The 25082-nt window shown below is 34.6% G+C and carries 35 protein-coding genes; 32 read left to right on the top strand and 3 right to left on the bottom strand.

Translation table 11 applies throughout. The annotated features are described in order from the left end of the window. The 3 genes from ABJD66_RS16670 to ABJD66_RS16680 all read right to left on the bottom strand — a co-directional run. On the bottom strand, positions 1-2681 hold a 2681-nt coding region (locus tag ABJD66_RS16670), incomplete at its 3' end, for a SusC/RagA family TonB-linked outer membrane protein (protein ID WP_348133767.1). Positions 2682-3027: 346 nt separating this feature from the next. Then, complete coding sequence (locus ABJD66_RS16675) at positions 3028-4452, bottom strand: SusD/RagB family nutrient-binding outer membrane lipoprotein (protein ID WP_348133770.1); 1425 nt, start codon at positions 4450-4452, stop codon at positions 3028-3030. Between the two features lie 11 nt (positions 4453-4463). Continuing rightward, positions 4464-7694 (bottom strand): SusC/RagA family TonB-linked outer membrane protein, encoded by a 3231-nt coding sequence (locus ABJD66_RS16680; protein WP_348133773.1) that lies wholly within the window; start codon positions 7692-7694, stop codon positions 4464-4466. Between the two features lie 305 nt (positions 7695-7999). Between ABJD66_RS16680 and rpsL the strand changes: the two genes are divergently transcribed. The 32 genes from rpsL to rplQ all read left to right on the top strand — a co-directional run. Then, the gene (gene rpsL, locus ABJD66_RS16685; protein ID WP_013621708.1) at positions 8000-8374 is read left to right on the top strand and encodes a 30S ribosomal protein S12; all 375 of its coding nucleotides are present in this window, start codon (positions 8000-8002) and stop codon (positions 8372-8374) included. Positions 8375-8400: 26 nt separating this feature from the next. Next, positions 8401-8877 (top strand): 30S ribosomal protein S7, encoded by a 477-nt coding sequence (rpsG, locus tag ABJD66_RS16690; RefSeq protein ID WP_072303198.1) that lies wholly within the window; start codon positions 8401-8403, stop codon positions 8875-8877. Positions 8878-8879: 2 nt separating this feature from the next. Then, the gene (gene fusA / locus ABJD66_RS16695) at positions 8880-11012 is read left to right on the top strand and encodes an elongation factor G (RefSeq protein ID WP_100896730.1); all 2133 of its coding nucleotides are present in this window, start codon (positions 8880-8882) and stop codon (positions 11010-11012) included. A 10-nt stretch (positions 11013-11022) separates the two neighbouring features. Then, entirely contained in the window at positions 11023-11328 is a 306-nt protein-coding gene (rpsJ, locus tag ABJD66_RS16700) for a 30S ribosomal protein S10 (protein WP_013621711.1), read from the top strand. A gap of 160 nt (positions 11329-11488) precedes the next feature. Further along, positions 11489-12106 carry a 50S ribosomal protein L3 gene (gene rplC, locus ABJD66_RS16705; RefSeq protein WP_100896729.1) on the top strand — a complete coding sequence of 206 codons (618 nt, stop codon included), beginning with the start codon at positions 11489-11491 and terminating at the stop codon, positions 12104-12106. Next, positions 12106-12735, top strand: a complete 630-nt coding sequence (gene rplD / locus ABJD66_RS16710) for a 50S ribosomal protein L4 (protein ID WP_100896728.1) — start codon at positions 12106-12108, stop codon at positions 12733-12735. Before rplC ends, rplD begins: the two co-directional genes overlap by 1 nt. A gap of 7 nt (positions 12736-12742) precedes the next feature. Continuing rightward, the gene (gene rplW, locus ABJD66_RS16715) at positions 12743-13033 is read left to right on the top strand and encodes a 50S ribosomal protein L23 (RefSeq protein ID WP_100896727.1); all 291 of its coding nucleotides are present in this window, start codon (positions 12743-12745) and stop codon (positions 13031-13033) included. Between the two features lie 9 nt (positions 13034-13042). Then, entirely contained in the window at positions 13043-13867 is an 825-nt protein-coding gene (rplB, locus tag ABJD66_RS16720) for a 50S ribosomal protein L2 (protein WP_100896726.1), read from the top strand. 12 nt (positions 13868-13879) lie between these two features. After that, positions 13880-14158 (top strand): 30S ribosomal protein S19, encoded by a 279-nt coding sequence (rpsS, locus tag ABJD66_RS16725; RefSeq protein WP_072303192.1) that lies wholly within the window; start codon positions 13880-13882, stop codon positions 14156-14158. Positions 14159-14161: 3 nt separating this feature from the next. After that, complete coding sequence (rplV, locus tag ABJD66_RS16730) at positions 14162-14569, top strand: 50S ribosomal protein L22 (RefSeq protein WP_013621717.1); 408 nt, start codon at positions 14162-14164, stop codon at positions 14567-14569. 9 nt (positions 14570-14578) lie between these two features. Further along, complete coding sequence (gene rpsC, locus ABJD66_RS16735) at positions 14579-15295, top strand: 30S ribosomal protein S3 (RefSeq protein WP_013621718.1); 717 nt, start codon at positions 14579-14581, stop codon at positions 15293-15295. 20 nt (positions 15296-15315) lie between these two features. Continuing rightward, positions 15316-15735 carry a 50S ribosomal protein L16 gene (rplP, locus tag ABJD66_RS16740; protein ID WP_013621719.1) on the top strand — a complete coding sequence of 140 codons (420 nt, stop codon included), beginning with the start codon at positions 15316-15318 and terminating at the stop codon, positions 15733-15735. 18 nt (positions 15736-15753) lie between these two features. Continuing rightward, on the top strand, positions 15754-15945 hold the full coding sequence (rpmC, locus tag ABJD66_RS16745; RefSeq protein ID WP_100896725.1) for a 50S ribosomal protein L29: 192 nt from the start codon (positions 15754-15756) through the stop codon (positions 15943-15945). Positions 15946-15958: 13 nt separating this feature from the next. Further along, positions 15959-16216, top strand: a complete 258-nt coding sequence (rpsQ, locus tag ABJD66_RS16750; RefSeq protein WP_072303188.1) for a 30S ribosomal protein S17 — start codon at positions 15959-15961, stop codon at positions 16214-16216. 1 nt (position 16217) lies between these two features. After that, the gene (gene rplN / locus ABJD66_RS16755) at positions 16218-16586 is read left to right on the top strand and encodes a 50S ribosomal protein L14 (RefSeq protein WP_034642780.1); all 369 of its coding nucleotides are present in this window, start codon (positions 16218-16220) and stop codon (positions 16584-16586) included. 11 nt (positions 16587-16597) lie between these two features. After that, positions 16598-16912 carry a 50S ribosomal protein L24 gene (gene rplX / locus ABJD66_RS16760; RefSeq protein WP_198519455.1) on the top strand — a complete coding sequence of 105 codons (315 nt, stop codon included), beginning with the start codon at positions 16598-16600 and terminating at the stop codon, positions 16910-16912. Positions 16913-16914: 2 nt separating this feature from the next. Then, entirely contained in the window at positions 16915-17466 is a 552-nt protein-coding gene (rplE, locus tag ABJD66_RS16765) for a 50S ribosomal protein L5 (protein WP_100896723.1), read from the top strand. Position 17467: 1 nt separating this feature from the next. After that, a complete protein-coding gene (rpsN, locus tag ABJD66_RS16770) occupies positions 17468-17737 on the top strand; it encodes a 30S ribosomal protein S14 (protein ID WP_013621725.1) in 270 nt (89 codons plus the stop codon). 72 nt (positions 17738-17809) lie between these two features. After that, complete coding sequence (gene rpsH, locus ABJD66_RS16775; protein WP_100896722.1) at positions 17810-18208, top strand: 30S ribosomal protein S8; 399 nt, start codon at positions 17810-17812, stop codon at positions 18206-18208. Positions 18209-18227: 19 nt separating this feature from the next. After that, complete coding sequence (gene rplF, locus ABJD66_RS16780; RefSeq protein WP_100896721.1) at positions 18228-18770, top strand: 50S ribosomal protein L6; 543 nt, start codon at positions 18228-18230, stop codon at positions 18768-18770. 11 nt (positions 18771-18781) lie between these two features. After that, positions 18782-19135, top strand: a complete 354-nt coding sequence (gene rplR / locus ABJD66_RS16785; RefSeq protein ID WP_100896720.1) for a 50S ribosomal protein L18 — start codon at positions 18782-18784, stop codon at positions 19133-19135. 6 nt (positions 19136-19141) lie between these two features. Next, positions 19142-19666 (top strand): 30S ribosomal protein S5, encoded by a 525-nt coding sequence (gene rpsE / locus ABJD66_RS16790; RefSeq protein ID WP_100896719.1) that lies wholly within the window; start codon positions 19142-19144, stop codon positions 19664-19666. A 10-nt stretch (positions 19667-19676) separates the two neighbouring features. Further along, positions 19677-19856: a 50S ribosomal protein L30 gene (gene rpmD / locus ABJD66_RS16795; RefSeq protein ID WP_013621730.1), complete on the top strand. Its 180-nt coding sequence runs from the start codon at positions 19677-19679 to the stop codon at positions 19854-19856. Positions 19857-19872: 16 nt separating this feature from the next. Further along, positions 19873-20325, top strand: a complete 453-nt coding sequence (rplO, locus tag ABJD66_RS16800) for a 50S ribosomal protein L15 (RefSeq protein WP_348133792.1) — start codon at positions 19873-19875, stop codon at positions 20323-20325. A 14-nt stretch (positions 20326-20339) separates the two neighbouring features. Further along, positions 20340-21683 carry a preprotein translocase subunit SecY gene (gene secY / locus ABJD66_RS16805; protein WP_100896717.1) on the top strand — a complete coding sequence of 448 codons (1344 nt, stop codon included), beginning with the start codon at positions 20340-20342 and terminating at the stop codon, positions 21681-21683. A gap of 3 nt (positions 21684-21686) precedes the next feature. Next, positions 21687-21902: a translation initiation factor IF-1 gene (gene infA, locus ABJD66_RS16810; protein ID WP_013305172.1), complete on the top strand. Its 216-nt coding sequence runs from the start codon at positions 21687-21689 to the stop codon at positions 21900-21902. A gap of 1 nt (position 21903) precedes the next feature. Beyond that, positions 21904-22020 carry a type B 50S ribosomal protein L36 gene (gene ykgO, locus ABJD66_RS16815; RefSeq protein ID WP_013621733.1) on the top strand — a complete coding sequence of 39 codons (117 nt, stop codon included), beginning with the start codon at positions 21904-21906 and terminating at the stop codon, positions 22018-22020. A 2-nt stretch (positions 22021-22022) separates the two neighbouring features. Then, positions 22023-22397, top strand: coding sequence for a 30S ribosomal protein S13 (rpsM, locus tag ABJD66_RS16820; protein WP_013621734.1), 375 nt, complete (start codon positions 22023-22025; stop codon positions 22395-22397). A 99-nt stretch (positions 22398-22496) separates the two neighbouring features. Then, positions 22497-22889, top strand: a complete 393-nt coding sequence (gene rpsK, locus ABJD66_RS16825; protein WP_013621735.1) for a 30S ribosomal protein S11 — start codon at positions 22497-22499, stop codon at positions 22887-22889. Between the two features lie 97 nt (positions 22890-22986). Further along, on the top strand, positions 22987-23592 hold the full coding sequence (rpsD, locus tag ABJD66_RS16830; RefSeq protein ID WP_100896716.1) for a 30S ribosomal protein S4: 606 nt from the start codon (positions 22987-22989) through the stop codon (positions 23590-23592). 16 nt (positions 23593-23608) lie between these two features. Continuing rightward, positions 23609-24601, top strand: a complete 993-nt coding sequence (locus ABJD66_RS16835) for a DNA-directed RNA polymerase subunit alpha (RefSeq protein ID WP_072303176.1) — start codon at positions 23609-23611, stop codon at positions 24599-24601. Positions 24602-24637: 36 nt separating this feature from the next. Next, positions 24638-25082 (top strand): 50S ribosomal protein L17 (gene rplQ, locus ABJD66_RS16840; RefSeq protein ID WP_348133801.1); only part of this gene is annotated, 445 nt, incomplete at its 3' end.

Here is a 25082-nt window from a genome sequence, read left to right on the forward strand (position 1 = left end):
CTTAATGTATTCTTGAAACCCATATTGTAATCTGGAAGTATAGATCCTAAATTTTCTACATTTTGAGTTTCTGCATAACTACCATTAGCATTTACAACTTTATTACCCTGGTCGTCAAAGACAAAATTAGTACCTCTAATAACACCATAAGATTCCCCTACAACTGCATTAATTGACACTGAGTTAAATGGGAATGAAGCAATTTGCAATGACTCAACACCGTCAATTATCTCTAATAACTCGTTGTTGTTTTTTGAAAAATTCCATGTAAAATCCCAAGAAAAATCTTCTGTTTGAATAGGAGTTATATTAACTAAAGCTTCAATACCTCTATTTCTTAATACACCTGCATTTGTAAATGTAGAGTTATAACCTGTTGAAGGATCAACGGTTACTGGAGTAATTAAATCACTAGTTTCTTCGTTATAATAAGTAAGGTCAAAACTAATACGATTTTTTAAAAATGCCATTTCTAAACCTACTTCATAAGTTTGCTTTAATTCTGGTCGTAAATTTGGGTTTTGACTGACACCATTTGTACTAAAAGGTACATCTCCTAAAAAAGGAATATCTGCTACAAATGTTGTAGCTAATTGATATGGATCAGTATCACTACCTACTTCTGCATAACCACCACGTATCTTACCAAATGATAGCCAATCAGCTTTAATTAAATTAGAGAAAACAATACTACCGTTTACACCTGGGTAAAAGAAAGAGTTGTCATTTTCAGGAAGTGTTGAAGACCAATCACTACGACCAACTACAGTTAAATAAGCAAAGTTGTCATAACCTAAAGAAACAGATCCGTAAACACTATTGACTCTTTTGTAAGAATCAAATTCTGTAGCTTGAGCTGGATCTGATGAATTACTGATATTATATAAACCTGGAACAACTAAACCTCCAGATGTAGCTGCAGATAATCTATGAAATTCATTATCTCTGCGGTTTGTACCTATAAATGAGTTGACACTAATTTTGTCATCCATAAATTTTTTGTCAAAGTGTAGTCTAGCCTCGTAATTTACTTCTTGAAAATCTCTATCCGCTTCAGAATAGAATGCTGGTGATTGAGATCCAACTGCTCTACGATCATTTATTCTAAAGTCATAAGTATCTGCATATATTTTAGCTACTACATATAACTCATCTGTAAAATTATATGTTGCACCTATATTACCATACCAACGTGTACGTTTATCTTCTGATGTATTTTCATATAATGTCCAGTAAGGATTATCAGAGTATCTAGGACTTCCATCTTCTGCAGAAACTCTATTCCAACTACGTTGAGTTCCATCTTCTCTCTTATAATTTTTTAAACGTTCAAAATCTAGAGAAGTCTGTCCAAACTGATACATCTGTTGAACCACACCAGAACCAGTGTAGCCAGAGGCAGGTCTGTTAAACCCATCAGTTATTGTTAAGTTTACTAGAGCATCTACTTTTAACTTTTCAGTTAATTGACTTGTAGCATTAAAATTAACAGAGCTTTTATTTAATTCAGAATTAGGTACAATACCGTGTGTACTTGTTTTATTAGCACTTAAACGTACCGTAGATTTTTCTGTACCTTGTGAAAAGGATACACCATTATTATAAGTGATCCCAGTATTCCAAAATGAATCTTTATCATTTTTAGGAGCCACCCATGGTCTAGTTTGTAAATAATCATTACTAAATTCAGGGTCAAAAGCATCCCAATGTAAAACTTGTTGACCTTCATATCTAGGTCCCCATGATTCATCTGTGCCATAATCAACAACACTATACTCTGTACCATTAATTGTAGTTGTACCAAAACCAACTTGACCAATAGTGCTAGCATCACCAGCACCGCCACCATATAGGTTTTGCACTTTTGGTAAAATATTAACTTTGTCAAATGTAACACCTGAATTTATTGTTATCTGTGCTTTTCCTTTTTTTCCAGATTTTGTAGTAATTAAGATAACACCGTTACTTGCTCTTGATCCGTAAAGTGCTGCCGCAGCACCACCTTTAAGTATATTCATAGTCTCAATGTCATCTGGATTGATGTCAAAACCAGCATCACCAAAATCACGTCCGCCACCACCTGACTGAGTAGCGTTGCTATTATAATTTGAATTATCTAATGGGATGCCATCAACAACCATTAAAGGTCTGTTTTCTTGAGTAATAGAACTAGGTCCTCTTAAAACAATTCTTGTTGATCCTCCTAAACTTCCTGAATTGTTAGATACTTGAACGCCTGCTACTTTCCCAGACATTGCGTTAAGTGCATTTGAGCTTCTTGTTTCTGCGATATCATCACCGCTAACTGTTTGTGTAGAGTAACCCAGAGATTTTTTTTCTCTAGAAATGCCCAAAGCTGTTACCACAACTTCTTGTAAGGCTTCTGCATCCTCAGTCATTTTTACATTAATCATATTTTGGTTATCAACCGTACGAGAAGTAGGTGTTTGACCTAAATAGGTAAATAAAAGTACTTGTCCGTTAGATGCAGAAATTGTGTATTTCCCATCAAAATCTGTTTGAGTACCTGTAGTTGTTCCTTTTACAAGGATGTTTACGCCTGGTAATGGTATACCATCTTGATCGGTAACCGTACCAGAAATCGTTTTTTGTTGTGCAAAAGTTAAGTGCACAATAAACGCTAAGAGTAGCGTTAAGATTCCTCTTTGTTTTGTTTTCATTTTTGAAATATTTGAATTAGTCGATATCAAAAATCAAAAATATTTGTTAATAAGCAAACTAATTTTCTACTTATTTTAACAAGATTGTCAGAAAAAAGCTTATTGCGTTGTGGAATTAATAATAAAAATATCAAATAGATATTAATAATGTAAATTAGTTAATTTTTAATGTACGTTAAATATTGTTAAAATTAACATTTGTGTATGTTGTTTTAGATTAATAAGAATTAATCAGAGCTAGCTTTAACATAGAAAAGATTCTTTTTTTCTTAAAGTTTAATAAAAAAAACCTGCGGAAATCTCCGCAGGTTTAAGTATTAAAATATGAATTTTCAGCTAATTAAAATTAATTAACATCCCACCATACTTTTTCTGTCATATCTCCAGGATTAGAAGATACAGCATTTAATGATGCTGAGTTTGACGTTGTTTCAGATAGAGGGTAAGGCATACGTACAGGAATAGTATTAATAAACGCTGCTGTAGGTGCACTCAATTGAGGGTAATCTAATCTTCTCCATTCATTCCAAGCTTCAAAACCTTTAACATATAAAGAAATCCATTTTTGAATACCAATTGACTCTTTCCAGTTAGCTGCGTCGTATGCATTGTTTGTTAAATAATCAGATATAGCTGCTGCATCGTCAATTCCCCAGTAATTCATTGAAGCTGTTACGGCATTATTGTATGCAGTTTCTGCATCTCCTGTTAAAATACCTCTCTGATATGCTTCAGCTAATAAAAACTGAACCTCACTGTAGGACATGATCACATGTGGTGCTATTGCAGCTCTTACTAAATCACTTGGTCTAGAAGTAGTTGGTTTTAATGTTGTAGCATCATTATCTAACAATCCGTAAGGCATACCAACAATAGTTCCTGCAGATGCAGGCTTAGCATAAATATCTAATCTTGGATCTCCTAAATCTGTTAATGTTGTAACTAAAAATTCAGAAACAGCATAGTCGTCTCTGTTGTTAATGTTAACGTTTCTCCATAGTGGATTAGATCTGTCTGGAGCAGAGTCAAAGGTAAATAATGCATTCTCTGTATTACTAGATATTAAATTAGTAGAAGCAATAGTTGCATATTTTGTAGCTGTTGCTAGATCTATATCAGATAAGCGAATAGCATATTTAAGCATCAATGAATTTGTTAATTTAATCCAGTTTTCAACATTACCATCGTATACTACATCACCCGAAGAAAAAGAAGGTGAACTTGTATCAAAAGTATTGCTTGCTTGCTCTAACGATTCCAATACGCTTAAGTATATATTTTCTTGAGAATCGTATGATGGTAAATTAAACTCACTATTAATAGCTTCTGTGTAAGGAACAGCTCCAAATCCGTCGGACAAAAAAGTAAAAACCTGAGAAGACATAACATCTAATATGTTTTTCTTATTTGTTTTTATATTATCTGACACATCTTGTGACTCTACTAATTCCTTAGCGGATGCTAATTCTTTTAAAACAGATGCATACATAGTAGACCACGTGCCATCAAAAGCTGTAATAGTTTGGTTGTATCTACTGTCTTCAGTATATTCATTTTCTGCCCATTGTTGGGTCATTAGCATACCCCAGCCAGCATTAACTCCTGTACCAGCTAAACTATTGTAAAATGTATATTCAGCTGTAGTAAGTAAGGTCGAAGGACTAACAATAACTGCATTGTTAGGGTCAATATTTAGTTCTTCAAGTCCATTATCACATGCGCATAACATTGTCGCGGAAAGTAATAATGTAAATATTTTATTTTTTTTCATGTTTTTAAAATTTAAAATTTAGCGGATAAATTAACACCAAATGATCTAGTTGGAGGTACTTGAGCGTTCTCTAATCCCTGTACATTTCCAGATCCTGTAATAACTTGTGGGTCAATGTATGGTACATCTGCAGATATGATAGCTAAGTTTCTACCAAAAACACTAAGATTAACACTTGTAAAAGGTAGATCTTTTAATATTTTAGCAGGTAAAGAGTAACTTAATCTAAGATCTCTAAATTTAACAAAGCTTGCATCATAAACATTTGGAGCAGCTCTGTTCCAGTAAGTTTGATAGTATGTTTGAGGGTCAATTCTAGTTGTATTCTCTGCACCTGTCGATGTAACACCTGGTAAGATCATACCATTTGCTCTAGTGTCACTTTCTCCATTAAAAGCAACTGTTTCTGGTGACATACCTGAGTATTTAGCCCATTGTAAAGAAGAAGAGTGAATAATTCCTCCTTCTTGGAAATCTATTAAACCTGATAGTGTAAAGTTTTTATAAGTAAAAGACGTACTTATGCCACCAACCCAATCAGCAATTGCAGAGCCTAAATAAACTCTGTCATCTGTAAATAGGTAAGCCCCATCATCACCAACAACTTTACTTCCGTTATCATCGTAGATGTAATCCTGACCATAAAGAGCCATATAAGGTTTACCTTCTTGTATTCTTAAATCGGCAGCCCAAGTTCCACCCATATTAATACTTTCTACTAATGTTTCTCCGTTTTCATCTTTTAATAACTCAACAACTTCGTTTTTTTGTTGAGTAAGGTTTAAGCCAATATCCCATCTAAAGTTTTCTGTTTGTATTGGAGTACCGCTAATTTGAAACTCAAAACCAGAGTTTTTCATGCTACCAGCATTCAGTAATTTAGATGTGTATCCAGTAGAAGAAGATGTAGGTACGTTAAATATTTGATCTTCTGTTAGTCTGTCATAGTAAGATGCGTCAATGCTTAGTCTGCTATTAAATAACTTAACTAAAATACCAAATTCAGTTTCAGTTGTTAACTCATTAACTAAATCAGGATTTTGTTGTGAGTTAGGAACAGTGTACATTGGGAAACTTCCAAAATTAGGTGTTAGTGGAGAGTAAACATCTGATAATCTATATGCAGCAGCATCATTACCAGCTTGAGCAATACTAGCTCTTAGTTTAACAAAGTTTACAACATTACTTCCTTTAATAAAGTCTAATTCAGATAAAGCGAAACTTATAGATGCAGCAGGATAAAAATAGCTGTTGTTTTTCTTTGGTAATGTAGAAGACCAGTCATTTCTTGCAGATAAATCTAAGAATAACATGTCTTTAAATCCGAAAGAAGTAGATCCAAATATACTGTTAATTCCTTTATTGGCTTCAAATGTATCTGTATTTACTGCAGCAATTGAGTTGCTAACGTTAAAAAAACGATCTACAACTAAGCCTCCAGACGTAGCAGCAGTAATTCTTTTTGTAAACTGTCTCATTCTGTTTGCTCCCAATATACCGCTAAAAGTAAAGTCTTCAGAGAAATCTTTTTGGTAGTTTAATCTTACTTCAAAATTTGTTTCTTGAAATTTTCTCTCTGTTTCTAAATATTTAGATGGGTCTACAGATCTTAATGGAATTCCTTCTATTAAGCTAAATTGAGAAATATCTGTGCCAAATTGAGAAGATAAGCTTAAATTCTCATTAATTGCATAGCTGAAATTTGCATTTCCAAAAACCCTGTTTCTAGTATCTTCCTGCATAAAGTTATCTCTAACCCAAGATGGATTATCAAAATAATTTGGAGTAGGATCAAATGAGGTAAGGTTTCCAGATGCATCTGTTACTATACCTTTTGGGTTCCAAGTGTATTGGTTGCCTTCAGTGGTATTTTGTTGATCTTGTAATCTTTTAACATCTAATTGAGTTTGCCACCATTGAGTAAAACCTTGTAATGGGTTACCATTACTGTATCCAGTAATGTTTCTGTTTTGTGCATCTGTTTTAATGTAACTCATTGTTAGTCCTGCCTTCAATTTATCAGTTAAATTATAGGTGGTATTAATGTTTACAGTATTTCTTTGTAATGCACCATTAGGTGTAGTACCTGTTTGGTCAACGTTAGAATAACCTAGTCTAAAAGAACCTTTGTCGTTAGCCCCGCTTAAAGAAACACTGTTCATAAGTGTAATTCCAGAGTTAAAAAATGATTCATATGTGTTATCTGGAGCAACCCAAGGTCTAGTTTCTTTGTAATTGTTTGCTCCTGGATCCCATGAATCCCAGTGTCTTACATTTACATTTGAATCAAATTTTGGACCCCAAGAGCCATCTTTACCATAGTTAGGTGCTAAATATGCTACACCGTCTTGAGTAAATTCATTAAAACCACTAGCTGTAGGGTAAGATGATCCACCACCGTACATTCTTTGATGAGGAATTAAGTTTCTAACTTCATCAATTGTAATACTACTATCAAAAGTTACACCAAGACCTTTTTTTTCAGACCCATTTTTAGTTGTAATTAAAATTACACCATTAGCACCTCTAGATCCGTATATAGCTGTTGCAGCAGCGCCTTTTAATACAGACATAGTTTTAATACTTGAAGGATCAATATCTGAGGCAGAGTTACCATAATCGTAATTACCTCCACCAAAACCTCTCTCTTGTCCAGAGTTAGAGTAGCTTTGGTTACTTACAGGTACACCGTCAATAACAAATAGAGGTTGGTTATTTCCTAAGAAAGAATTTGAGCCTCTAATAGTTATTCTTGAAGATCCACCAAGTGTAGATGAACTACCTTGTATTTGTACACCAGCCACTTTACCTTGTAATGAGTTTACAAGATTAACCTCTTTGGCGTTGTCAATACTTTCTCCAGTTACTTTTTGAACTGCATAACCGATAGCTTTTTCTTTTTTACTTATTCCAAGCCCAGTAACAATTACTTCTTGTAGAGCTTCTGCATCCTCTTTCATTTGTACGTTAATAACATTTTGGTTACTAACTGTTTTGGATGTAGGAGTTTGTCCTAGATAGGTAAAAATAAGTACTTGGCCACTTGATGCTGAAATAGAATATTTACCATCAAAGTCTGTTTGAGTTCCGGTAGTTGTTCCTTGTACAAGGATGTTTACGCCTGGTAATGGTATACCATCTTGGTCGGTAACTGTACCAGAAACCGTTTTTTGTTGTGCAAATGTTAAGTGCACAATAAACGCTAAGAGTAGCGTTAGGATTCCTTTTTGTTTTGTTTTCATTTTTTTGAAATTTGAATTAGTCGATCCCAAAAATCAAAAAATAATGTTAATTAAAAAAATAATAAAGGTATTATTTTAAGTAATATTTGGAAATGTATAGATTAACAATTGTTATCTCTTGGTTAATTATTGACTTTTTTAAGTGAATGTTTAAGTGGTTTTAGTTTGGTTATTTTTAGATTCTAATTTGTTTAATTGTTGAAAAAAAATAAAATAAGTGTCTAACTATTTGAATTTTAATAAATAATTACTACATTTGCCGCCCTTAAAAGAAGGGAAAAAATTTATATACATATAAATATAGTATGCCAACAATTTCACAATTAGTACGAAAAGGAAGGGTCTCAATTACTAAGAAGAGTAAATCGGCTGCTTTGGATTCGTGTCCTCAAAGAAGAGGGGTTTGTACACGTGTTTACACAACTACTCCAAAGAAACCAAACTCTGCAATGCGTAAAGTTGCAAGGGTTAGGTTGACAAATGGAAAAGAGGTAAATGCTTACATCCCAGGAGAGGGTCACAATTTACAAGAGCACTCGATAGTATTAGTAAGAGGCGGAAGAGTAAAAGATTTACCAGGTGTTAGGTACCACATCGTTAGAGGTGCTTTAGATACGGCAGGTGTTGCTGGGAGAACTCAGCGTAGATCTAAGTATGGAGCAAAACGCCCTAAGAAGTAATTAACTAACACTTACAAAGAGAAGAGATGAGAAAAAAACAGGCGAAAAAAAGGCCTCTTTTACCGGATCCAAAATTTAATGATCAATTAGTGACGCGTTTCGTTAATATGATGATGTGGGATGGTAAAAAATCTGTAGCCTTTAAGGTTTTCTATGATGCGATTGCTATTGTAGAGGAAAAGAACACTGATGAAGAGAAGTCAGCTTTAGAGTTGTGGAAGGAAGCATTGTCTAATGTTATGCCTCACGTAGAAGTACGTAGTCGTAGAGTGGGTGGAGCTACATTTCAGATTCCGATGCAGATTAGACCAGATCGTAAAATTTCTACTGCTATGAAGTGGTTGATTAGTTATTCTCGTAAGAGAAATGAAAAGTCAATGGCTCAGAAGTTAGCGGCAGAGGTTTTAGCTGCGGCTAAAGAAGAAGGTGCGGCGGTTAAGAAAAGAGTTGATACTCACAAGATGGCTGAAGCAAATAAAGCATTCTCACATTTTAGATTCTAGATATGGGTAGAGATTTAAGATATACAAGAAATATTGGTATTGCTGCGCACATTGATGCAGGTAAGACAACAACAACTGAACGTATTTTGTTTTATACGGGCGTTAGTCATAAAATAGGTGAAGTGCATGATGGTGCTGCAACTATGGACTGGATGGAGCAAGAACAGGAAAGAGGTATTACAATTACTTCTGCTGCAACTACTTGTACGTGGCAGTTTCCTATGGAAAACGGTCAGCCTACAGAAGGTGCAAAAGGATATCATTTTAATATTATAGATACTCCGGGTCACGTAGATTTTACTGTAGAGGTAAATAGGTCTTTACGTGTTCTTGATGGTTTGGTTTTCTTATTTAGTGCTGTTGATGGTGTTGAGCCTCAATCAGAAACTAACTGGAGATTGGCTGATAACTATAAAGTTCCTCGTATTGGTTTTGTTAATAAAATGGACCGTCAGGGATCAAACTTTTTAATGGTTTGTAAGCAGGTTAAAACAATGTTGGGTTCTAATGCGGTTCCAATCGTATTGCCAATAGGTGATGAGGCTGATTTTAAAGGTATTGTTGATTTAGCAAAGAATAGAGCTATTGTATGGCATGATGAGGGCTTTGGTGCTACTTTTGATGTAGTTGAAATTCCTGAAGAGATGAAGGCTGAAGTACATGAGTATAGAGCTGCTTTGATTGAAGCTGTTGCTGAGTACGATGAAAACCTAATGGAGAAGTTCTTTGAGGATGAGGATTCTATTACTGAAGATGAAGTACATGCTGCTTTAAGGGCTGCTGTTATGGATAGAGCTATTATTCCAATGATTTGTGGTTCTTCATTTAAGAATAAAGGTGTTCAGTTTTTATTAGATGCTGTTTGTAGGTATTTGCCTTCTCCTGTGGATAAGGATGATATCGTAGGAACAAATCCTGATACAGGTGAAGAGGAAACTCGTAAGCCAGATGTTAAGGAGCCGTTTTCTGCATTAGCATTTAAGATTGCTACAGATCCTTTTGTTGGTCGTTTGGCATTCTTTAGAACATATTCAGGTCGTTTAGATGCTGGTTCTTATATATTGAATAATAGATCTGGTAAAAAAGAGCGTATATCTCGTATTTACCAAATGCATTCTAATAAGCAAAATGCTATTGATTATATCGAAGCAGGAGATATTGGAGCGGCAGTAGGTTTTAAAGATATTAAGACTGGTGATACTATGTCTGATGAAAAGCATCCTATTGTTTTAGAAAGTATGGACTTTCCTGATCCGGTAATTGGTATTGCGGTTGAGCCAAAAACTAAAGCAGATGTTGATAAGTTAGGTATGGCTTTGGCTAAATTAGCTGAAGAAGATCCAACTTTTCAGGTGAAAACAGATGAAGCTTCAGGACAGACTATTATTTCTGGAATGGGTGAGCTTCACTTGGATATCATTGTGGATCGTTTAAGAAGAGAGTTTAAAGTTGAAGTGAATGAAGGTGAGCCTCAAGTTGAATATAAAGAAGCATTAACAAAAACTGCATCTCACAGAGAGACTTATAAGAAGCAATCTGGTGGTCGTGGTAAATTTGGTGACATCGTATTTGAAATGGGTCCTGCGGATTCAGATTTCGAAGGTGAAGGTCTTCAGTTTGTTGATGAGATTAAAGGTGGGCGTATTCCTAAAGAGTTTATACCTGCTGTACAGAAAGGATTTGATGTCGCTATGAGAAATGGTCCTTTAGCTGGTTATGAAATGGATACAATGAAAGTTGTGTTAAAAGATGGATCTTTCCACCCTGTGGATTCTGATGCTTTATCTTTTGAATTAGCTGCAAAAATGGGTTATAAGGCTGCGGGTAAAGCTGCTGGAGCTGTTATAATGGAGCCTATAATGAAAATGGAGGTGTTAACTCCAGAAGAAAATATGGGTGATATAGTTGGTGATCTTAACAGAAGAAGAGGTGTTATCAGTAGTATGGATGACAGAGCTGGTGCTAAGGTTGTTAAAGGTGAAGTTCCTTTATCGGAAATGTTTGGATATGTAACATCGTTAAGAACATTATCTTCTGGTAGAGCAACGTCTACAATGGAATTTTCTCATTATGCAGAAACTCCATCTAACATATCTGAAGAAGTAATTAAGGCAGCAAAAGGAGCAACCGCTTAAATTTAGTAAAATGAGTCAAAAAATTAGAATAAAATTAAAATCTTACGATCACAATTTAGTAGATAAATCTGCTGAGAAAATTGTTAAGACTGTTAAGACTACTGGAGCGGTTATAACTGGACCAATTCCGTTACCAACTCACAAGAAGATATTTACAGTATTGCGTTCACCGCACGTAAATAAAAAATCTAGAGAGCAGTTTCAGTTAAGTTCTTATAAAAGATTATTAGATATTTATAGTTCTTCTTCAAAAACTATTGACGCTCTAATGAAGTTAGAGTTGCCAAGTGGTGTAGAAGTAGAGATTAAAGTTTAAGTATCTATGTCTGCCTCTGATGGGGGTAGATGACATGTCCTAAGCGTTTCGCGAAGGAAAGACGGAAAAAATAAATTCAGGGTTGAGTTATTTTTGACCCTGTTTTTTTGTCAAAAAGTTAAGTAATAAATAAGTAATTAATAATTAATAATTAATAAATATGTCTGGGTTAATTGGAAGAAAGATTGGCATGACCAGCATCTTTGATGAAAATGGAAAGAATATTCCATGTACAGTAATCGAAGCTGGGCCATGTGTTGTTACCCAAGTCAGAACTGAGGAGGTTGATGGGTATAGTGCTCTTCAACTAGGTTTCGATGACAAGGCAGAAAAGCGTGCTAATAAGGCTCAATCGGGTCACTTTAAAAAGGCAGGTACTTCTCCTAAAAAGAAAGTCGTTGAATTTCAAGGTTTTGATGGTGAATTTAAGCTTGGTGACTCTATAAGTGTTGATCAGTTTAAAGAAGGTGAATTTGTTGATGTAGTAGGTACGTCAAAAGGTAAAGGTTTTCAAGGTGTTGTTAAAAGACATGGCTTTGGAGGTGTTGGTCAGGCTACGCATGGTCAGCATAATAGATTAAGAGCTCCTGGTTCTATTGGTGCAGCTTCTTATCCTGCAAGAGTTTTTAAGGGTATGAAGATGGCGGGTAGAATGGGTGGTGAAAGAGTCACTGTTCAAAACCTTAGAGTTTATAAAGTAGTTCCAGAAAAAAATCTTTTAGTAGTAAAAGGTTGTGTTCCTGGTCATAAAAACGCTTACGTAACTATTCAGAAGTAATGAAAGTAGCAGTTTTAGATAGTAAAGGAAAAGATACGGGTAGAAAGGTAGACCTTACTGACTCGGTATTCGCAATAGAGCCTAATAACCATGCTGTATATTTAGATGTAAAGCAGTATTTGGCGCATCAGAGGCAAGGAAACCATAAATCAAAGGAAAGAGCTGAGATTGCTGGTAGTACAAGAAAAATAAAGAAACAAAAGGGAACAGGTACTGCTCGTGCGGGTAGTATTAAATCTCCGGTTTTTAGAGGTGGTGGTCGTATTTTTGGCCCACGTCCTAAAGATTATAAGCAGAAATTAAATAAGAACGTTAAGCGTTTGGCAAGAAAATCTGCTTTTAGTATTAAGCAAAATGAGAAAGCAATTTTAGTAGTTGAAGACTTTAATTTTGATGCTCCAAAAACTAAAGAATTTAAAGAAGTTCTTAAGTCATTAGGTATCGAAAATAAAAAATCTTTAATTGTGTTGGGTGATTCAAATAATAATGTATATTTGTCATCGCGCAATTTAAAGCGTTCCGAAGTTGTAATTAACTCAGAATTAAGCACTTACAAAATACTTAATGCTTCTAGTGTAGTGTTATTTGAGGGTGCATTAGAGGGAATTGTATCGAACTTAAACAAATAAAAAAGCAATGAGTATAATAGTTAAGCCAATAATTACGGAAAAAATGACCGCTGATAGCGAGTTGTATAATCGTTATGGTTTCGTTGTGGATTTAAAAGCCAATAAAATCCAAATTAAGGATGCTGTAGAGCAGGCTTATGGGGTTTCGGTAAAAAATGTTCGAACAATGATTTACGGACCAAAACGTAAAACACGTCACACTAAGACAGGTGTGCAGCACGGAAAAACTAATAGTTATAAAAAAGCTATTATTGACGTGGTAGAAGGGGATATAATTGATTTTTATAATAATCTATAAAGACAAAACATGTCAGTTAGAAAATTAAAACCAATCACTCCAGGACAGCGATTTAGAGTAGTAAACGGATTTGACGCGATTACTACTGATAAGCCGGAGAAAAGCTTGCTTGCTCCGTTAAAAAAGTCTGGAGGTAGAAACAGTCAGGGTAAAATGACAATGCGCCAAAAAGGTGGAGGTCATAAAAGAAGGTATCGTGTAATAGATTTTAAGCGTGATAAGCAAGGTGTTGTTGCGACTATTGAGTCTATTCAGTACGATCCTAACAGAACAGCATTTATTGCATTGGCGGAGTATGCTGATGGTGAAAAGAGATATATTGTTGCTCAAAATGGTTTGGAGGTAGGTCAGAAGATTTCTTCTGGTGAAACAGCTTCTCCGGAAGTTGGTAATGCTTTACCGTTAAGTGCAATTCCTTTGGGAACAATTATTTCTTGTATAGAACTACGTCCTGGACAAGGAGCTGTAATGGCTAGAAGTGCAGGTACTTTTGCTCAATTAATGGCAAAGGATGGAAAATTTGTAACTGTTAAGTTGCCATCTGGTGAGACTAGGTTAGTTTTAGCAGGTTGTATGGCTACTATAGGTGCAGTATCAAATTCTGATCACCAATTACTAGTATCTGGTAAAGCAGGTAGAAGTAGATGGTTGGGTAGAAGACCAAGAACAAGACCGGTAGCAATGAACCCTGTGGATCATCCAATGGGTGGTGGTGAAGGTAGAGCTTCAGGTGGTCATCCAAGATCAAGAAATGGTATACCTGCTAAAGGATTTAGAACTCGTTCTAAAACTAAGGATACAAATAGATATATATTAGAACGTAGAAAGAAATAAAATTAGAAAAAAATGGCACGTTCACTAAAGAAAGGACCTTACGTTCATTATAGTTTAGATAAGAAAGTTCAGCAAAATGTTGAGTCGGGTAAAAAAGCGGTTATTAAGACTTGGTCTAGAGCTTCTATGATTACTCCTGATTTTGTTGGTCAAACTATAGCAGTACACAACGGTAGACAATTTGTTCCTGTTTATGTAACAGAGAATATGGTAGGGCATAAATTAGGAGAATTTTCACCAACTAGATCTTTTAGAGGTCATGCGGGTGCGAAGAACAAAGGAAAAAAGTAAGCTATGGGAGTTCGTAAAAAACAGATGGCCGAAAGAATTAAGGCTGAAAAGAAGAAGATTGCTTTTGCGAAGTTGAACAATTGTCCAACTTCACCAAGAAAAATGCGTCTTGTTGCAGATTTAATTAGAGGTGTACAGGTAGAGAAGGCTTTGGCTATATTAAAGTTTAGTCAAAAAGAAGCTTCAAGAAGAGTAGAGAAGTTGTTGCTTTCTGCTATTGCTAACTGGCAGTCTAAAAATGAAGATGCAGATATTGAAGAGGCAGATCTTATTGTTAAGGAAATAAGAGTTGATAGTGGTGCAATGTTAAAAAGGTTGAGACCGGCACCACAAGGAAGAGCACATAGAATTAGAAAACGTTCTAACCACGTAACATTGGTTTTAGAATCTAACAATAAAACTCAAAGCTAAGACATTACTATGGGACAAAAAACAAATCCAATCGGGAATCGTCTAGGTATCATAAGAGGTTGGGAATCTAACTGGTATGGTGGAAATGATTACGGAGACAAATTAGCAGAGGATGATAAAATACGTAAGTATGTTCATGCTCGTTTAGCAAAAGCTAGTGTTTCTAGAGTTATTATAGAGCGTACTTTAAAGCTTGTAACTGTAACTATTACTACTGCTAGACCTGGTATTATTATCGGTAAAGGTGGTCAGGAAGTTGATAAGTTGAAAGAAGAGCTTAAGAAAATTACAAGTAAGGAAGTTCAGATTAATATATTTGAAATTAAGAGACCAGAAGTAGATGCTAATCTTGTAGCTGCTAGTGTTGCTCGTCAAATTGAAAATAGAATTTCTTACAGAAGAGCTATTAAGATGGCAATTGCTGCTGCAATGAGAATGAATGCAGAAGGTATAAAAATTCAAATCTCTGGAAGATTAAACGGTGCTGAAATGGCTCGTTCTGAAGCTTACAAAGATGGTAGAATTCCGTTATCTACTTTTAGAGCAGATATAGACTATGCATTAAATGAAGCTCATACTACTTATGGAAGATTAGGTATTAAGGTGTGGATTATGAAAGGCGAAGTTTATGGTAAAAGAGAGCTTTCTCCATTAGTTGGTATGTCCAAAGGGCAAGGCAAGGGTGGAAGAAACGAAGGGCCTAAGAAACAACGTCGTAGAAAGTAATTATTTAAAGAGATAGAGAAATGTTACAACCAAAAAGAACCAAATTTCGTAAAGCGCAGAAAGGCCGTATGAAAGGACTTTCGCAAAGAGGGCACCAGCTTTCTAACGGTATGTTCGGTATAAAATCTTTAGATTCTAAGTTTATTACTTCACGTCAGATAGAGGCGGCTCGTATTGCTGCTACTAGATATATGAAGAGAGAAGGACAGTTATGGATAAAAATATTTCCAGACAAGCCTATTACTAAAAAACCATTAGAAGTACGTATGGGTAAAGGTAAAGGTGCGCCAGAATATTTTGTTGCTGTTGTGAAACCAGGTAGAATTATGTTTGAGATAGCGGGTGTTCCTATGGACATAGCTAAAGAGGCTTTACGTCTTGCGGCTCAAAAATTACCGGTAAAGACTAAATTTATTGTTGCTAGAGATTATTCAGCTTAATTTATAATTTAAGGAATCATGAAACAATCAGAAGTAAAAGAATTATCAGTTGAAGATTTAAAAAATAAATTAGCTGAGTTTAAAAAGCAGTATGGGGATTTAAAATTAGCCCACTCTGTTACGCCTTTGGAGAATCCACTTCAAATCAGAAAGACGAGAAGAACGGTGGCTAGACTAGCAACTGAATTAACTAAAAGGGATAACCAATAATTGGTTCTGCTTTATGGAAAAAAGAAATTTAAGAAAAGAGAGAATAGGAGTTGTAACTAGCAACAAAATGGAGAAATCAATTGTGGTTTCAGAAGTTAAGCGTGTTAAGCACCCTATGTACGGTAAGTTCGTGTTAAAGACAAAGAAATATGTTGCGCACGACGAAACAAACGATTGCAATATTGGTGATACAGTAAAAATAATGGAGACACGTCCATTGAGTAGAACTAAGTGTTGGAGATTGGTGGAAATTTTAGAAAGAGCTAAATAATATGTTACAGCAAGAATCTAGACTAAAAGTGGCAGACAATACAGGGGCAAAAGAAGTTTTGACTATACGTGTATTGGGCGGTACCAAAAGAAGATATGCATCAGTTGGAGATAAAATAGTAGTGTCTGTTAAAGACGCTACTCCAAACGGAGGTATTAAAAAAGGTGCTGTTTCTACTGCAGTAGTTGTAAGAACTAAAAAAGAAGTAAGAAGACAAGATGGATCTTACATTCGTTTTGATGATAATGCGTGTGTATTATTAAACCCAACGGGTGAAATGAGAGGTACACGTGTTTTTGGACCTGTTGCAAGAGAGCTTCGTGATAAGCAATTCATGAAGATTGTTTCATTAGCCCCTGAGGTACTTTAATATTCAGAAAAATGATGAAGTTAAAAATTAAAACAGGAGATACAGTAAGAATTATTGCCGGAGACCATAAAGGTACAGAGGGTAAAGTTGTTAGTGTTGACCGTGAAAAGAATAAGGCAATTGTTGAAGGTGCTAATATGGTATCTAAACATGAGAAGCCTAGCGCAAACAATCCTCAAGGAGGAATCGTTAAAAAGGAAGCTCCATTACACATTTCAAATTTATCTTTAATTGATCCAAAATCTGGAGAAGTAACAAAGGTAGGTTATGAAGTAAGAGATGGTAAGAAAGTGAGATTTTCTAAAAAATCTAATGAAGTAATTTAATTATGACTTACACTCCAAGATTAAAACAAGAATATAAAGAACGTATTGTTTCTGCTCTTACAGAGGAGTTTGAATATAAGAACGTTATGCAGGTGCCAAAACTTACTAAAATAGTTTTAAGTAGAGGTGTTGGTGCTGCAGTTGCAGATAAGAAGCTTATTGACCATGCAATGGATGAGTTAACACTTATAACAGGTCAGAAAGCAGTTTCTACAATGTCTAAAAAGGATGTTGCTTCTTTTAAATTACGTAAGGGTATGCCAATTGGTGCTAAAGTTACGTTAAGAGGTGAAAGAATGTATGAGTTTTTAGATAGGTTAATTACAAGTGCTTTGCCACGTGTTAGAGATTTTCAAGGTATTAAAGCTACAGGTTTTGATGGTCGTGGAAACTATAACTTAGGTGTTACTGAGCAAATAATATTCCCAGAAATTAACATTGATAAGATTAATAGAATCAATGGTATGGATATTACTTTTGTAACTACAGCTGAAACTGATAAAGAAGCTAAATCATTATTAACTCAACTAGGATTACCTTTTAAAAAGAATTAGTATGGCTAAAGAATCAATGAAGGCCCGCGAAAGAAAAAGAGCCGCAACAGTTGCAAAATATGCTGAAAAAAGGAAAGCTTTAAAAGAAGCTGGAGATTATGAAGCTTTACAAAAATTACCAAAAAATGCTTCACCTGTTCGTATGCATAACAGATGTAAGTTAACTGGAAGACCAAAAGGTTATATGAGAACTTTTGGAATTTCTAGGGTAACATTTAGAGAAATGGCTAACAATGGTTTAATCCCTGGGGTTAAAAAAGCAAGTTGGTAAAAATAAACAATCAATATAAATTGGTTTCAGGTTTAGCTAAAAGTTAAAAACCGTCACCGCAAATTATTTTAAATGGTAACAGATCCTATAGCAGATTATTTAACAAGAGTTAGAAATGCCAGTCGTGCAGGTCACAGAGTGGTAGAGATTCCTGCTTCAAATCTAAAAACAGAGATAACTAAAATATTGTTCGATCAAGGATATATTTTAAGTTATAAAGTCATTGAAGACGCAGTACAAGGTTCAATCAAAATTGCTTTGAAATACAATAAAGCAACTAAAGAGCCTGTAATAAAAAAAATACAACGAGTAAGTAAGCCAGGTTTACGTAAGTATGCTGGTTCTTCAGACTTGCCAAGAGTACTTAACGGTTTAGGTATCGCTATAGTTTCTACTTCTCATGGAGTTATGACTAGCAAGCAAGCTAAGTTAGAAAAAGTTGGTGGTGAAGTTTTATGCTACGTTTATTAATCTATAAAGAATAAGAATAATGTCTAGAATAGGTAATAATCCAGTAACAATTCCTGAGGGTGTAACCGTAGAGGTTAACGATAATGTAGTTACAATGAAAGGTAAATTGGGTGAATTAACTCAAGAGTTTTCAGGAGTTTCGGTAGAAATAGAAGAAGGGTCAATCATTGTAAAGAGAAATTCTGAGCATAAACAAGATAAAGCAAAGCACGGTTTGTATAGAGCTTTATTTTTTAATATGATAGAAGGAGTTTCTAAAGGTTGGACTAAAGAATTAGAATTGGTTGGTGTTGGTTATAGAGCTAGCAACCAAGGACAAAAATTAGATTTGGCTGTAGGTTTTTCACATAACATAGTTTTGGATATAGCTCCAGAGGTAAAAGTGGAAACAGTTTCTGAGAAAGGAAAGAATCCAATTGTAAAATTAACATCTTTTGACAAGCAATTAGTTGGTCAAGTAGCGGCTAAAATTAGAGCTTTTCGTAAGCCAGAGCCTTACAAAGGAAAAGGTATTAAGTTTGTTGGAGAAGTATTAAGAAGAAAAGCAGGTAAATCAGCTTAATAATTAGCAATATGGGATTATCAAAGACTGAAAGAAGATACAGAATTAAAAGAAGGATTAGAAAAGTTTCATTTGGAACTGCAACTAAACCAAGATTAGCTGTATTTAGAAGTAACAAAGAGATTTATGCTCAAATTATTGATGATAATGCAGGAACTACATTAGTTTCAGCATCTTCAAGAGATAACGGGCTAGATGCAAAAGGAACTAAAATAGAAATAGCTAACCAAGTAGGTAAAGCTATCGCTGAAAAGGCTTTAAAGGCTGGTATAGAAACTATTGCTTTTGATAGAGGTGGTAACTTATACCACGGAAGAATTAAATCATTAGCAGAAGGTGCTAGAGAAGGCGGACTTAAATTCTAATATATTATGTACCAAAGATATAAAAACGTAGAAACAGTTAAACCAGGTGGATTAGATTTAAAAGATCGTTTGGTTGGTGTACAAAGAGTTACTAAGGTAACAAAAGGTGGTAGAGCTTTTGGTTTTTCTGCTATAGTAGTTGTAGGAGATGAAAACGGTGTTGTTGGACACGGTTTAGGTAAATCTAAAGATGTAGCTACTGCTATTGCAAAAGCTGTTGAAGACGCAAAAAAGAATTTAATTAGAATCCCTCTAATCAAAGGAACTATACCTCACGAACAAAAAGGTAAATTTGGTGGTGCTCGTGTATATATCCAACCTGCATCTCACGGTACAGGTGTAATTGCTGGTGGAGCTGTAAGAGCTGTATTGGAAGCAGTTGGTGTACATGATGTATTATCAAAGTCACAAGGATCTTCTAACCCTCATAACGTAGTTAAAGCAACTTTTGATGCTTTATTGCAAATTAGGGATGCAAAAACAATTGCAGATCAAAGAGGAGTATCTTTAGAAAAAGTATTTAAAGGATAAATAGGGTACAATGGGAAAGATTAAAGTAAAGCAAGTTAAGAGTAATATTAAACAGACTCAAAGACAAAAAAGAACCTTAGAGGCTCTTGGGCTTAGAAAAATTGGTCAAGTTGTTGAGCATGAGGCTACGCCAAATATCCTTGGTATGGTAAATAAAGTTGAACATTTAGTTTCTACTGAAGAAGCTTAATTATAAATTTATCAAGATGAATTTAAGTAATTTAACACCTGCAGAAGGTGCTGTCAATAAGGCAGGTAAAATCGTAGGTAGAGGACAAGGTTCTGGTAAAGGTGGTACTGCTACTAGAGGGCACAAAGGTGCTAAATCTAGATCTGGTTACTCTAAGAAAATTGGTTTTGAAGGTGGACAGATGCCGTTGCAAAGACGTGTGCCTAAGTTTGGTTTTACAAATATCAATAGAAAAGATTACCAAGGAATTAATTTAGAGAAACTACAAGAGTTAGTTGATAAAGGATCTATAAAAGATGTAGTTACTTTTGAAACTCTTTTAGAGAATAGATTAGTAAGAAAAAATGATTTGGTTAAGATTTTAGGTGGTGGTGAATTAAAAGCTACTCTTAAAATTTCTGCTCACAAATTTACTGCGTCTGCAAAGCAAGCTATTGAGGCTGCTGGAGGAGAAGCAATAAGTCTTTAATCACTAAACAGAAGATGAAGAAATTTTTTGATACCATATCCAATATTTGGAAAATAGAAGAGTTAAGAAACAGAATAATTATTACGCTTACTTTACTATTAGTATACCGTTTTGGTGCTCAAATTGCACTACCAGGGATTGATTCTCAGGAATTGGGTAATTTACAAACAGGTACAGAACAAGGTATATTTGGTTTATTAAATGCATTTACAGGTGGGGCTTTTGCCAAGGCATCTGTTTTTGCATTGGGTATTATGCCTTATATTTCTGCATCTATTGTAGTGCAATTAATGGGTATTGCTATCCCTTACCTTCAAAAGTTACAAAAAGAAGGTGAGAGTGGTAGAAAAACAATTAACCAAATTACAAGATGGTTGACTATTGCAATATGTATTGTACAGGCTCCTGCTTATCTTTTAGGTTTAGGTGCATTTGGAGTTCCAGATAGTGCTTTTGTATTAGGTAAAGGGCTAGATTTTATGATTCCAGCTGTAATTATATTAGTTACAGGTACTGTGTTTGCAATGTGGTTAGGAGAAAAAATAACTGATAAGGGTATTGGTAATGGTATTTCATTATTAATTATGATTGGTATTATTGCTACTATGCCTCAAGCATTTATTCAGGAAGTAGCTTCTAGAACAGGTGACAATGTTGGTGGACCAATGTTTATCCTTGTTGAAGTTATTTTATGGTTCTTAGTTATTTTGGCATCTGTACTAATAGTATTAGCTACACGTCAAATACCTGTTCAGTATGCAAGAAGAACCGCATCTGGTGGTTATGAGAAAAACATTACTGGATCTAGACAGTATATTCCTCTTAAGTTAAATGCATCTGGTGTTATGCCAATAATATTTGCACAAGCTTTAATGTTTTTGCCAGGTATGATTGGTAAGTATTTTAATACTTCTGCAGTAGGTTCATGGTTTGAGGTTAATTTTCAAGATCCCTTTGGATTAGCATATAATTTATTATTTGCTTTTCTAATTATAATATTCACATATTTTTATACTGCTATCACTGTACCAACAAATAAAATGGCAGATGACTTAAAAAGAAGTGGTGGATTTGTACCAGGAACAAGGCCTGGGAAAGAAACTGCAGATTTTTTAGATAAAATTATGTCATTAATTACGTTACCCGGATCTATTTTCTTAGCTTTGCTGGCTGTTTTACCAGCTATTGTTGTTCAGCTATTGGGAATTACAGGAAATTGGGCAATGTTTTATGGTGGAACATCACTACTAATTATGGTGGGTGTAGCAATTGATACGGTTCAACAAGTGAATTCATATTTGTTAAATAGACATTATGATGGCTTAATGAAAAGTGGTAAAAATAGAAAAGTAGCATAAGTTATGGCTAAACAAGCAGCGATAGAGCAAGACGGATCTATAATTGAAGCATTATCTAATGCAATGTTTCGCGTAGAGTTAGAAAACGGACACGTGGTTACAGCGCATATATCTGGAAAGATGAGAATGCATTATATTAAATTATTACCAGGTGATAAGGTGAAATTAGAAATGAGCCCTTATGACTTGACTAAAGCAAGAATTACATATAGATATTAAGATGAAAGTAAGAGCATCAATAAAAAAGAGAAGTGCCGAGTGCAAAATAGTGCGCAGAAAAGGACGGTTGTACGTAATTAATAAAAAGAATCCTAGATTTAAACAAAGACAAGGGTAATTATGGCAAGAATTGCAGGTGTAGATATACCAAAACAGAAAAGAGGAGTTATAGCTTTAACGTACATATTTGGTGTAGGTAGAAGTAGAGCTAAAGAAATTTTAGCTAAAGCCCAAGTTAGTGAAGATACAAAAGTATCAGATTGGAATGATGACGAAATAGGTCGTATTCGTGATGCTGTATCTGAGTTTACTATTGAAGGTGAATTACGTTCAGAAATTCAATTAAGCATCAAACGTTTAATGGATATCGGATGTTACAGAGGAATTCGTCATAGGTCAGGTTTGCCTTTAAGAGGTCAAAGAACTAAGAACAACTCTAGAACTAGAAAAGGTAAGAGAAAAACTGTTGCTAACAAGAAGAAAGCAACTAAATAATTAAAAGTCATTAGTATTTAGAAGTTGGATTGAATCTGTCTGAAATGTTAAAGTTTAGGATTCTAATACTAACAACTAACAACTAAAAACTAGAAAAATATGGCAAAGTCAAATACAAAAACAGCTAAAAAACGTAAAGTTATAGTTGAATCAGTTGGAGAAGCACACGTAACAGCTTCTTTTAACAACATTATTATTTCTTTAACAAACAAAAAAGGAGATGTAATCTCTTGGTCATCTGCCGGTAAAATGGGCTTTAGAGGATCTAAGAAGAATACACCTTATGCTGCGCAAGTAGCATCTGAAGATTGTGCTAAAGTTGCACATGAAGCAGGACTTAGAAAAGTTAAAGTTTATGTAAAAGGACCTGGTAACGGTAGAGAATCTGCAATACGTGCAATTCACAACTCAGGAATTGAAGTAACAGAAATTATTGATGTTACTCCATTACCACACAACGGTTGTAGACCTCCAAAAAGAAGAAGAGTTTAATTAATTTAATAGCCCTATGGGCGTTTCACAGAAAGTGTAGTTACGATTATCGAAGGATAAGCCTTAATTCATAATCTCACTTTCAAAATAATAGAAAATGGCAAGATATACAGGACCTAAAACTAAAATCGCACGTAAATTCGGAGAAGCGATATTTGGAGAAGATAAGTCTTTTGAAAAAAAGAATTATCCTCCAGGACAACACGGTAATAATAGACGTCGTGGTAAAAAATCTGAATATGCTGTCCAGTTAATGGAAAAGCAAAAAGCTAAATATTCTTACGGAATTTTAGAAAAACAATTTAGAAACTTATTTGCTAAAGCAAACAGCAGTAAAGGTGTTACTGGTGAAGTTTTACTTCAATTATGTGAATCTCGTTTAGACAACGTTGTTTACAGAATGGGTGTTTCTAATTCAAGAAGAGGAGCAAGACAATTAGTTTCTCACCGTCACATTACAGTTAACGGTCAATTGGTAAATATACCATCTTATTCTTTAAAGCCAGGTGATGTTGTAGGTGTTAGAGAAAAGTCTAAATCATTATCTGCTATACAAGATGCATTGGCTGCTAACAGTCGAGTATACGAGTGGATTACTTGGAATTCTGAGAAAAACGAAGGTACTTATGTATCAATTCCAGAAAGAGTTCAGATTCCAGAGAATATCAAGGAACAACTAATCGTCGAGTTATACTCTAAATAAACAACCTAATTCAACTATGGCATTATTAAATTTTCAGAAGCCCGATAAAGTTATAATGATCGATTCTACAGATTTTGAAGGGAAATTTGAATTTCGTCCTTTAGAGCCTGGTTATGGATTGACTGTTGGAAACGCATTAAGAAGAGTATTACTTTCTGCATTAGAAGGTTTTGCAATTACTTCTGTAAGAATGGATAAAGTAGAACATGAGTTCTCTGTTATTCCTGGTGTTGTTGAAGACGTTACAGAAATGATTCTAAACTTAAAACAAGTTCGTTTTAAGAGACAAATAGAAGATGTTGAAACTGAAACTGTTTCAATTTCTGTAAGTGGTAAAAATCAGTTAACTGCGGGTGATTTTCAGAAATTTATTTCTGGGTACCAAGTATTAAATCCTGATTTAGTAATTTGTAATATGGATGCTAAAGTTAGCATTAATATGGAAATTGTTATTGAAAAAGGAAGAGGATACGTACCAGCAGAAGAGAATAAAAAGCCTGGTGCTGCTATAGGAACTATTCCAATAGATTCTATCTTTACGCCAATTAAAAACGTAAAGTATAGTATTGAGAACTATCGTGTTGAACAAAAAACTGATTATGAAAAATTAGTTTTTGAAATTAGTAGCGATGGATCAATAAATCCTAAAGATGCTTTAACTGAAGCTGCAAAGGTTTTAATTCATCACTTTATGTTATTCTCTGATGAGCGTATTACATTAGAAGCTGATGAAATAGCTCAGACTGAGACTTATGATGAGGAATCATTACATATGCGTCAGTTGCTTAAAACAAAATTAGTAGATATGGATCTTTCGGTTCGTGCACTAAATTGTTTAAAAGCAGCAGAAGTAGATACATTAGGAGACTTAGTTTCTTTCAACAAAAACGATCTTATGAAGTTTAGAAACTTCGGTAAAAAATCATTAACTGAATTAGAAGAGTTAGTGATTAATAAAGGATTGAGTTTTGGAATGGACTTGTCAAAATATAAATTGGATAAAGATTAATTTTATTTCCACTAAGGAGATATATAAGATAATATAATGAGACACGGTAAAAAAGTTAATCATTTAGGAAGAAAAGCAGCGCATAGAAAAGCTATGTTAGCAAATATGGCTTGTTCTTTAATTGAGCACAAAAGAATTAACACTACTGTTGCTAAAGCTAAAGCTTTAAAACAATTTGTAGAGCCTTTAATTACTAAATCAAAGGCAGAAAACAACCAGTCTGTAGAGAAAGGTACTCACAACAGACGTATAGTGTTTAAAAACTTAAGAGATAAGTACGCAGTAACAACTTTATTTGGTGAGGTTTCTTCTAAAGTAGGAGACAGACCAGGTGGTTATACAAGAATTATTAAGCTTGGTAACAGGTTAGGTGATAATGCTGATATGGCTTTAATAGAGTTAGTAGACTTTAATGAAGTTTATAACGCTGGTAAACCAAAAGAGAAGAAGAAATCTAGAAGAGGTAGAAGCAAAAAGGCTG

It is taken from the genome of Cellulophaga sp. (genome assembly GCF_039943695.1).
Classification (GTDB): Bacteria; Bacteroidota; Bacteroidia; order Flavobacteriales; family Flavobacteriaceae; genus Cellulophaga.